The 9,260-nt window shown below is 71.8% G+C and carries 8 protein-coding genes; 4 read left to right on the top strand and 4 right to left on the bottom strand.

Annotation, left to right across the window (positions count from 1 at the left end):
- Window positions 1–214 precede the first annotated feature (214 nt).
- The 3 genes from ABZ656_RS53485 to ABZ656_RS53475 all read left to right on the top strand — a co-directional run bounded on the left by ABZ656_RS53485 (window position 215) and on the right by ABZ656_RS53475 (window position 2,489).
- Entirely contained in the window at window positions 215–847 is a 633-nt protein-coding gene (locus tag ABZ656_RS53485; RefSeq protein WP_360279363.1) for a hypothetical protein, read from the top strand.
- The gene (locus ABZ656_RS53480; protein ID WP_101402171.1) at window positions 844–1,560 is read left to right on the top strand and encodes a DUF6250 domain-containing protein; all 717 of its coding nucleotides are present in this window, start codon (window positions 844–846) and stop codon (window positions 1,558–1,560) included. Before ABZ656_RS53485 ends, ABZ656_RS53480 begins: the two co-directional genes overlap by 4 nt.
- Before the next feature lie 143 nt (window positions 1,561–1,703).
- Window positions 1,704–2,489 (top strand): SGNH/GDSL hydrolase family protein, encoded by a 786-nt coding sequence (locus ABZ656_RS53475; protein ID WP_101402172.1) that lies wholly within the window; start codon window positions 1,704–1,706, stop codon window positions 2,487–2,489.
- A 332-nt stretch (window positions 2,490–2,821) separates the two neighbouring features.
- On the opposite strand, the gene ABZ656_RS53470 is transcribed toward ABZ656_RS53475, so the two are convergent.
- The 4 genes from ABZ656_RS53470 to ABZ656_RS53455 form a co-directional block, all read right to left on the bottom strand.
- Complete coding sequence (locus ABZ656_RS53470; protein ID WP_248003283.1) at window positions 2,822–3,442, bottom strand: TetR/AcrR family transcriptional regulator; 621 nt, start codon at window positions 3,440–3,442, stop codon at window positions 2,822–2,824.
- Window positions 3,443–3,467: 25 nt separating this feature from the next.
- On the bottom strand, window positions 3,468–3,887 hold the full coding sequence (locus ABZ656_RS53465; RefSeq protein ID WP_101402174.1) for a hypothetical protein: 420 nt from the start codon (window positions 3,885–3,887) through the stop codon (window positions 3,468–3,470).
- 146 nt (window positions 3,888–4,033) lie between these two features.
- Window positions 4,034–5,248 carry a Glu/Leu/Phe/Val dehydrogenase dimerization domain-containing protein gene (locus ABZ656_RS53460; RefSeq protein ID WP_101403941.1) on the bottom strand — a complete coding sequence of 405 codons (1,215 nt, stop codon included), beginning with the start codon at window positions 5,246–5,248 and terminating at the stop codon, window positions 4,034–4,036.
- Window positions 5,249–5,256: 8 nt separating this feature from the next.
- A complete protein-coding gene (locus tag ABZ656_RS53455) occupies window positions 5,257–6,906 on the bottom strand; it encodes a 5-guanidino-2-oxopentanoate decarboxylase (RefSeq protein WP_101402175.1) in 1,650 nt (549 codons plus the stop codon).
- Window positions 6,907–7,202: 296 nt separating this feature from the next.
- Between ABZ656_RS53455 and ABZ656_RS53450 the strand changes: the two genes are divergently transcribed.
- Window positions 7,203–9,173, top strand: coding sequence for an MFS transporter (locus ABZ656_RS53450; RefSeq protein ID WP_360279366.1), 1,971 nt, complete (start codon window positions 7,203–7,205; stop codon window positions 9,171–9,173).
- The last annotated feature ends 87 nt before the right edge of the window (window positions 9,174–9,260 follow it).

The following is a 9,260-nucleotide window of genomic DNA, read 5'->3' as shown; positions in this document are numbered from 1 at the left end:
GGACCTTCCGCGATCGCGGAAGGTCCGGCCCCCGGCGTTTCTCCATGCGTCCCGGCGTGGTCATTTCATGATCGGCACATTGCGGTCTTGTGGCACCGGCGCACGAGGTGTCGACACGGTGCGAGAGTGACTCCACAGTGATCTCCGTAAGCGCTTTCTGTGTCTTCGGCGACGGCATCGCGGCCGTCGTCGCCACCGCAAGGAGCACGCCGTCGTGAAACCTCGAAGACTCGGCGTCGTCACCGCCGCCGCGCTGCCGGCCGGACTGGTCGCCGCGCCCTCGCACGCCACCGAACAGCATCCGCCGCCGCGCCGGATCGTGGAGAACCTGGACCGCGGCCTGGTCGCCGTACCCTCTGGCAAGGGCACCTTCCCGAGCTGGCGGTTACTCGGCACGGAGTACGCGCTCCCCCAAGTTCTCGGCTCCGCTCGAACAGGGGGTACCCCCACCGGGGACGCGATCGCGTCCAACGTGTGCAAGGGCGGACGGCGGCTCAACCGGGCGCCGGTCACCCGCTCGACCACATACCAGGACGAAAGCCGGGGTACCGGCACGCACGCCGTGCGTGCCGTCATCAACGGCCATGAGCGAAAGCCGAGTTCGGCGGCGCCCGACTTCGCGATCCTCGCCGAGACCGGCGACCACACCGCGCTGCGCCCGTACACCACCACCGAGCCGACGAAGACCCGTGTCTACACGCTCGCCCAGAACCCTGGCTACCGCCTCGGCTGGACCGTGCGCGGCTGTCTCCAGTCGACGTACACGGACTACTGCCTGGGCACCGAGACCCGGCAGGTGCCGAAGCCCGCCATCACCACCGCCGCTCGCACGGAAGGAACCTCATGACCACCCGCAGAGCCTTCGCGACCCTCGCCGCAGGTGCCGCGCTGTCGGCGCTCGTGCCGTCCACCACCGCGAGCGCCTCGCCGCGTCAACGTCGAGGCCGGCTCATCGCCCACGACGGCTTCCGTCGCGGCCTCGGCCAGTGGGTTACCGAACTGCAGGACGGCGGCACGGTCAGTGCCTCGCGCGGTGTCCTGGAGATCGACGTACCGAGCGGTGCGACGGTCTGGTTCAAACAGAGGCTCGAGGGGCCCTACGTCATCGAGTACACCGCCACACCCGTCTCCGAGGGCGGCGTCAACGACCGGGTCTCCGACCTCAACAACTTCTGGAACGCCGTCGACGTCCGTTCCCCGGACGACCTCTTCGCCACGCCGCGCGGCGGCGCCCTGGCCGAATACGACTACCTGAAGACGTACTACGTCGGATACGGCGCCAACACCAACACGACCACGCGGCTGCGCCGGTACGTGGGGGAGCCGGGCGTCCGCCCGCTCGTCTACGACTACACGGAGCCGCTGCTCACGGCCAACGAGCCGAACCGTGTCCGGATCGTCTCGGACGGCTCCACGGTCCGCTGGTGGAACAACGGACGGCTGGTCTTCGACTACGGCGACCCGCAGCCGTACACGAGCGGGCACTTCGCGTTCCGGACCACATGGAGCCATTTCCGGATCGAGGGCTTCCAGGTGTGGCGGCTGTTCAACCACTCCTGACAGGGCCTTATTCCGGGTTCGGTCACACTTTACGAGTGGCTTATCTCACCACCCGTCAACCCCTTCCTACGGTCGCGTAGCTCACATCGAAAGGTGAATCATGGGCCGATGTGGCAGACGATTCGAAGAGTGACAACAGATCAGTGATCGGGTCGTACGTGGCGGTGGGGGACAGCTTCACCGAAGGCGTCGGCGACCCCGGCCCCGACGGGGCCTTCGTCGGGTGGGCCGACCGGTTCGCGGTGCTTCTCGCCGACCGGCGGCCCGAAGGCGACTTCACCTACACGAACCTCGCCGTACGCGGAAAGCTGCTCGACCAGATCGTCGAGGACCAGCTCAGGAGCGCCAAGGAACTCGCCCCCGACCTGGTCTCCTTCTGCGCGGGCGGCAACGACATCATCCGGCCGGGCACCGACCCCGACGAGGTTGCCGAGCGCTTCGAGCGCGCGGTCGCCGACCTCACCTCCGCCGTCGGCACCGTCATGGTGACGACCGGCTTCGACACCCGTACCGTGCCCGTGCTGAAGCATCTGCGCGGCAAGATCGCCACGTACAACGGGCACGTACGCGCCATCGCGGACCGGTACGGCTGTCCGGTCCTCGACCTGTGGTCCCTGAAGACGATCCAGGACCGCCGCGCCTGGGACGGCGACCGCCTGCATCTCTCACCCGAGGGCCACACCCGGGTCGCGCTGCGCGCCGGCCAGGTCCTCGGCCTCGAAGTGCCCGCGGATCCCGACCAGCCCTGGCCGCCACTGCCGCCCCGTGGCACCCTCGAGGTCCGGCGCGACAACATCCACTGGGCACGCGAGTACCTCGTCCCGTGGATCGGGCGCCGACTGCGCGGGGAGTCCTCCGGCGACCACGTGGCCGCCAAGGGCAGCCTCTCGCCGGACGACATCAAGATGCGGATCGAGTCGGTGGCCTGAACGACGGGTCCCCGACGTGCCGGTGGCTTGGAGGGAGTGGGCGCGGGCCCGGACCGAACTCGCCGCCGCGCCCGCGGCCCTTGCGGCGCGGCGGCGTCGTCGTGTGTCGACATGGCGCGGCGGCTTGTCGACGGGCCGGGCCGGCTGTGCCCCGTAGACGCCTCCGCGGTGGCTCGGCGGTGGGCGAGCCGACTCAGGTGGCAGTGAGTCGGCGGCCGATGAGGTGAACGGCGCGGGGTGGGGGCCGGCCGCAGCCGGACCGACCCGCTCGACGGGCGGTGGGGCGGCGACTGCTGAGCCGAACCGTCAGGGCGTGTGCCGAGGCGCGCGCCTCAGCGCACCGCCGCCGCCAACGCCTCCCGCGCGAGCCCCAGTTCCCGGGCGAGCGCCTCGTCCACCCACTCCTGGGCCCGCGCCCGCGACACCGCTCCCGTGTAGGCGGTCATCTGCACGGCCAGCCCGTCGAGCAGCGCCGTCAGCCGCAGGGCGGCTCCCGTGGGATCCGGGCACTCGAACTCGCCGCCCGCCACTCCCTCCGCGATCACCTCGGTGATGGCGGCCTTCCACTGCTTGTCGAGATCACGCGTGACCTCCTGAAGCGCTGGCTCGCGCAGGGCGGCCGCCCAGCCCTCGATCCACAGCCGCCAGCCCTTGGCCTGGCCGGTCGGCGCGTACCAGCGCACGGCGGCGCGCAGCCTGCGCAGCGCCGACGTACGACGGCCGAGCAGCTTGCGCAGATGGGCGAGGTCGTCCTCGGCCGCGTAGGTGAACGCGGCGGCGACCAGCTTCTCCTTGGTCGAGAAGTGGTACAGCACCAACGCGTTGCTCACCCCGAGCACCGAGGCCACGTCGGCGATCCGCACCGCCGCCACGCCCCGCGCCTCGATCTGCTCGATGGCGGCGCGCAGCAACTCCTCGCGCCGTTCCGCCACGCTCAACCGCACCCTTGCCACGCGGTAACCCTAATGCTCGGCAGGGTCAGTCGACGAACTGGTAGTCAAACCGGATGCGGCCGTCCTCGTCGAGGACCAGGAACTCCCGGCCGCCGCCCGTGGCGCGTCCTTCCCCGGTGTGGAAGGACTCCCAGCGGAACGTGATGACGTCCCGCAGCCGTTGGGCGGGTTCCTGGATCCGGAAGACGTAGGTCCCCGGGGCGACGAAGTCGTCGTAGGCGCGCGTCACGCGCGTGTGCAGTTCGTCGTGGCCACGGGCCTCCAGGACGGCGGTGGTGAAGCCGAGGTCCACCGCGGTCTCCCGCATCTGCTGAGGCGGCCGGAGGACGTGCAGACCGTCCTGAGCCCAGAGTTCGTCCACGGTCTTGCGGCGGATCCTGGGATCGGGCTCGTTCCAGACGCCGATGTAGCGCTCTATCAGGTCCTGTGGGTCGATGGTGGGCATGGAAACTCCCGGTACGAGTCGGACTTGGTGTGGGGAGGGGCGGTCACTCGTGCTCGCGCGCCCTCGCTCCACCGACTCTGCTGTCCCCGGCCCCGCGCCTCAATTCCCCAGGAGGAATGACGGGAGGGCCGCGAGACGGGTGCCCGTCAGCGGTACCACCCGAACCGCTCCGCGATCACCGGCAGCCGGTCGGCGACGATGGCGTGCGCCGCGGCCCGCGGTGTGGTCCCGTCGGCCTCCGCGCGGGCCAGCATCCGGTCGATCAGGTCACGCATGGAGCGCCGGGTGTACGCGAACGCCTCGTCCGCGTCCGCGCCGATGTCGCCGAAGAGCGTCCACCACCACCAGGCGTTCGTCCCGGAGTTGACCACGACGTCCGGCAGCACGACGACCCCGCGCGCGGCGAGCAGCTCCTCCGCCTCAGGAAGGACGGGCATGTTGGCCGCCTCGACGATCCAGCGGGCGCCGATCTGCCGCTGGTTCTCGGTGTCGATGGCGTACGAGACCGCCGCGGGAACCAGCACCTCCGCGTCCACGGAAAGCCAGGCGTCGCCCGGGAGTTCCTGGTCGGCCGGGCGCAGCGCGCCGCGGTCGACCGTCCCGTAGGCGTCCCGCGCCGCGAGCAGCGCGTCGACGTCGAGCCCGTCCGGGTTCGCGATCGTGCCCTTGACGTCCGCGACGGCGACGATGTCGAGGCCCGCGCGGGAGAGGAAGCGGGCCGTGGCGCCGCCCATGGTGCCCAGGCCCTGCACGGCCACGCGCGTCCCCGCGTGCGCCATCCCGGCCCGGTCCAGGGCCGCGAGCACCGACTCGGCGACACCGCAGCCGCCGACCAGTTCGTCGAGCCCGATCCCGTCCACGTCGACCGCGAAGGCGTCCGCGAGCCGCCGACGGGCCGTCGTCTCGTCGTCGAGCAGCGGGTACACGGCCTGGATGGACGAGACGAGTCCAGCCTCCTCGGCGGCCCGGTCGACCAGGTCCTGGGTGAGCCCGAGGTCCTCACCGGTGGTCCAGAAGTTTTCGATGTAAGGGCGCATGGCGCGCAGATAGCGCACCAGCAGGCCGTACGCCGCCGGGTCCTGGGGATCGCAGTCGATGCCACCCTTGGCACCGCCCAGCGGGATGTAGTGGCCCTCGGGGTTGTAGTGCAGGGCCTCCTTCATCGTCATCCCGCGGGCGAGCCCGGCGACCTCGTCCAGGGTGCAGCCCGCGCGCATCCGCAGGCCGCCGCTGGAGACGCCCCGGACGAGCCGGTCGACCACGAGATAGCCCGGTCTGCCCGTGACGTGGTCGGTCCAGGTGAGCGTGATCAGGGGCGCGGTCGAAGGCGGCCCGAGCGGCGCGGCCGACGGCGTGGTCATGGGCGTGGTCATGGGGTCTCCTCGGGGACGGCGATCAGGGTGGGACCAGGCGTGCGCAGCGCCTCGGTGAGGGCGAGGGCCAGCTCGTCGGGGTGGCACACGCGTGTGCCCTGTCCTCCGTAGGCGCGGGCCAGGGCGGGCAGGTCGACCGGAGCGAGGTCCACCGCGGTCGGACGGTCACCCCGTGCGGCCATCTCGTCGCGGATCTCTCCGTAGCCGCCGTTGTCGAACACCACGACGGGCAGCGGGAGTCGCAGCTGCGCTGCGGTCGCCAGCTCCTGCACCGTGAACTGGAGGCCGCCGTCCCCGCTCAGTGCCACCACCTGGCGCTCCGGGCACGCCACCTTGGCACCGAGCGCCGCGGGCAGCGCGTAGCCGAGCGTGCCGAAGCCGGTCGGGTGAAGATAGCGTCCCGCCGGGCCCAGCGGGAGGTGCGGGAGCGCGCCGTAGTAGCAGCACTGGGCACTGTCCGAGGTGATGACCGCGTCGTCGGCCAGGACGGCGCGGATCGCCCGCAGGTACGGGATCCAGCGCGCGTCGCGCGCGGCACTCCCGGCGTATCGCGCGTCCCGCACCGCGGCGACCTCGTCGACGTCGGTTCCGCCTGGTGGGTCGGGGTTGTCGTGCCGCACGCGCGCGTGGAGGCCCATTTCCGACAACAGCCCCTCCAGGGAGGCCCGCGCGTCGCCGACGAGCGCGATGTCAGTGGGCACCCCGGAGTGCATCTGGTCCGGGTCGAGGTCGGCCCGGACGAGCGTGCCCCCGAGGGCGGTCGGCGGCGACCAGAAATCGGACTCGGCCAGTTCCGTGCCCACGGCGAGGACGACATCACGACCCGCCAGCCACTTCTGCACCGACTCAGTGTGCAGCGAGACGCCGAGCGAGAGCGGATGCCGCTCGGGAACGACGCCCTTGCCGTTGGCGGTCGTCACGACGGGCGCGTCGCACGCCTCCGCGAGGGCGAGACAGGCGGTGGCGGCGCCGCGCGCGCCACCGCCGAGCACCAGTGCGGGCCGCCGCGCCTCCCGCAGGGCGCGCGCGGCCCGTCGTACGGCCTCGGCGTCAGGCAGCGTCGGCGCTGCGGCCGGGGCGAGCCGCACCGGCCCGGCGGTCTCGGCCGCCGTCAGCAGGTCCAGCGGCACCTCTAGGTGCACGGGCCGCGGCCGCCGCGTACGGAAGAGGGTGAACGCGCGCGCCACGGCGGCGCCGATCTCAGCCACCGAGGAGACCCGGTGGCTGAACGCGGCGACGCCCCGCAGCGCCTCGGTCTGGCTGCGCATCTCGTGCAGCAGCCCGGACGCCAGCCGGGGGTGGCGCAGCGGCATACCCGGGGAGACGACCAGCAGGGGCACGCTGTCCGAGTAGGCCTGCCCGACGGCGGCCGTGACGTTGAGGAGCGCGGGACCGGTGGTCGTGATCACGACACCCGGGCGGCCCGTCACGCGCGCGTACCCGTCGGCGGCGTACCCGGCGCCCTGTTCGTGGCGCGGGTTCGTATGCCGTATGCCGTACGCCGCCAAGTGCCGGTAGATCTCCAGGTTGTGCGTGCCGGGGATGCCGAACGCCTGCGTCACGTCATGCGCGGCGAGCGCCCGGACGAGCGCCTCGCCACCGGTGAGCAGGCCAGTGAGTACGCCGGTGCGCGGGTCGGCCTCCATGGTGCCTCCAAGTGCGGAACGAGCGGCGCGACCGAAGACCCACCGGAGCTCTTACTGAATCACCAGTCAGTATCGGGAGCAGTCCCGAAGTCTGTCAATTTACTGAACGGATCATCAGTAGTGGGCCTGCGGCGCGTCGCCCGTCCGGCCCGTCGAATCCGCTCCACGGAAGCCTCAATTCCATGCCAGAGCTGGGCCAAGGCCCTTCCCACGGCGCCGGCCACGCTGCCTACACTCCGCCCACCATCCGCACGCGCTCGCTCCAGGCCCGGCGAACAGGGGAGGCAGCCGTGACCATGCGGACCGCACCGGAGGTCCCGCCGCGCAGCGAAACCGGACGTACGGGACCGGTCCTCGCGATCGTCCTGCTCGGCACCTTCATGGCCATCCTCGACGTCGCCGTCGTCAATGTCGCGATCCCGGCCATCCGCTCCGACCTGCACACCTCGTACGGCGGTGTCGAGCTCGTCATCTCCGCCTACACCCTCACCTACGCCGCCCTCCTGGTGACCGGCGGACGCCTCGGCGACCTCTACGGGCGCAAGCGGCTGTTCATCACCGGCCTGCTGGTCTTCTCGGCGGCCTCCGCCCTGTGCGGCGCGGCCCCCGGCGTCGGGGTCCTGGTGACGGCCCGCGCGCTCCAGGGCGTCGGCGGCGCGCTGCTCTACCCCCAGGTCCTCGCCATCATCCAGGTCACGTTCACCGGGGAGCGGCGTGGGCGCGCCCTGGGCACCTTCGGCGCCGTCATCGGAATCGCGTCCATCGCGGGACAGCTCGTCGGCGGCGGGCTGCTCGCCGCCGATGTGTTCGGACTGGGCTGGCGCGCGGTCTTCCTGGTGAACATTCCCGTCGGTCTCCTAGCGGCGGTCGCCGCCTGGCGGGTGCTGCCGCACGACGAGCCCGCCGAGGACACCCAACTGGACCGCACCGGTGTCGCACTCGCCGCCGCCTTCCTGCTGTTGCTCTGCGTGCCGCTGCTGGAGGGCCGGGACCTGGGCTGGCCCCCGTGGCTCCTCGCCTGTCTGGTGGCTGCCCTTCCCACCGGCGTGCTCTTCCTGACGTACGAGAGGAGGCTGGGCGAGCGCGGCGGACAGCCACTCGTGCCCGTCGACCTGTTCCGCAACCGGGGCTTCGCGCTCGGCGTGCCCGTCGCGGCGCTCTTCATGATGTCGTACGGCGGTTTCCTGCTGACCCTGGCCGTGCATCTGCAGTCCGGGCTCGGCTACTCACCCCTGCGCGCCGCCCTCACCTACACCCCGGCCGCCGTCGGCTTCTTCGTGACCTCCCTGCTCGCGCCGCGGCTCGTCCCGCTGCTGGGGCGGCACGTACTGACCTTCGGGCTGGTGACGGCTGCCCTGGGCCTGTTCGGTGCGGCGGCCACCGTCGAGGCGGCCGGAGCGGGGCTCCAGGCCTGGCAGTTGGCGCCGACCCTGCTGGTCACCGGGCTCGGCCAGGGCTTCGCCATGAGCCCGCTGGTCGGCACGATCATCGCGGGCGTCGAGCCGCGCGACGCCGGGGCCGGCGCGGGCGTGGTCACCACCACCCTGCAGACCGGCAACGTCCTGGGCGTCGCCTTGATCGGACTCCTGTACTTCACCGTTCTCGGCAGCGCCGGCACCCCTACCGCGTCGGCCCACGCCTTCGCCGTCGTGCTGCCCGTGTGCGCCGCTCTGCTGCTGGTCGCTTCGGTTCTGATGGCCCGGTTGCCCGCACCTCTGGGCGAGGCCTCCAACGCACTCATCGAGCGGTTGCCCGGCTGGGCGAGCGGCTTCGCCTACTCCATGTTCCTGATGACCGGCGGCCGGATCGGGGACCGCCTCTTCAACGACGTATTCCAGCACTTCCGGGAGCGCCGACTGCGGCGCCTGGACGAGGCGCCCTCCGGCTACGGCGACTTTCTCGCCTACTACTTCGACCGGCACGGCGACGATGGCGGCTGGCTCGCCTATCTGCAGCGCGAGGCGCTGGCGTACGGCAAGGGCGCGGTGCCGCACGAGGAACAGCGCACCGAGGTGATCCAGGCCCAGGTCGACGAGATCAGACGCCGTCAGCGCGACGGAGTGCTCGGCGAGCGGCTCGACCCCGAACTCCTTCGCCTGCTGAGTTTCGCCACGGCCAGCTATCCGCGGCTGGTGCCCCAGGTCACGCGCATGATGACCGGGCTGGACGCGGACGATCCGCGGTTTCGCCAGCGGTGGGCGGACTTCCTGCGCGCGGTGGGCGGGGCCGTCGAGGAGGCGGCGCGCGAGCGGCAGGGGCCCGCCTAGGTCCTGTCGTCAAATTCCCGTCGTCCGCCCGGAGGGCGGGCCCTGCGGCGTCAGGTGCGTGCTCTCGGCGTGCCGGGCACAGGCCCT

The sequence above is a fragment of the Streptomyces sp. NPDC007095 genome, assembly GCF_040634475.1.
Taxonomy (GTDB): domain Bacteria; phylum Actinomycetota; class Actinomycetes; order Streptomycetales; family Streptomycetaceae; genus Streptomyces.
This window is presented reverse-complemented; position numbering and strand designations above follow the sequence as displayed.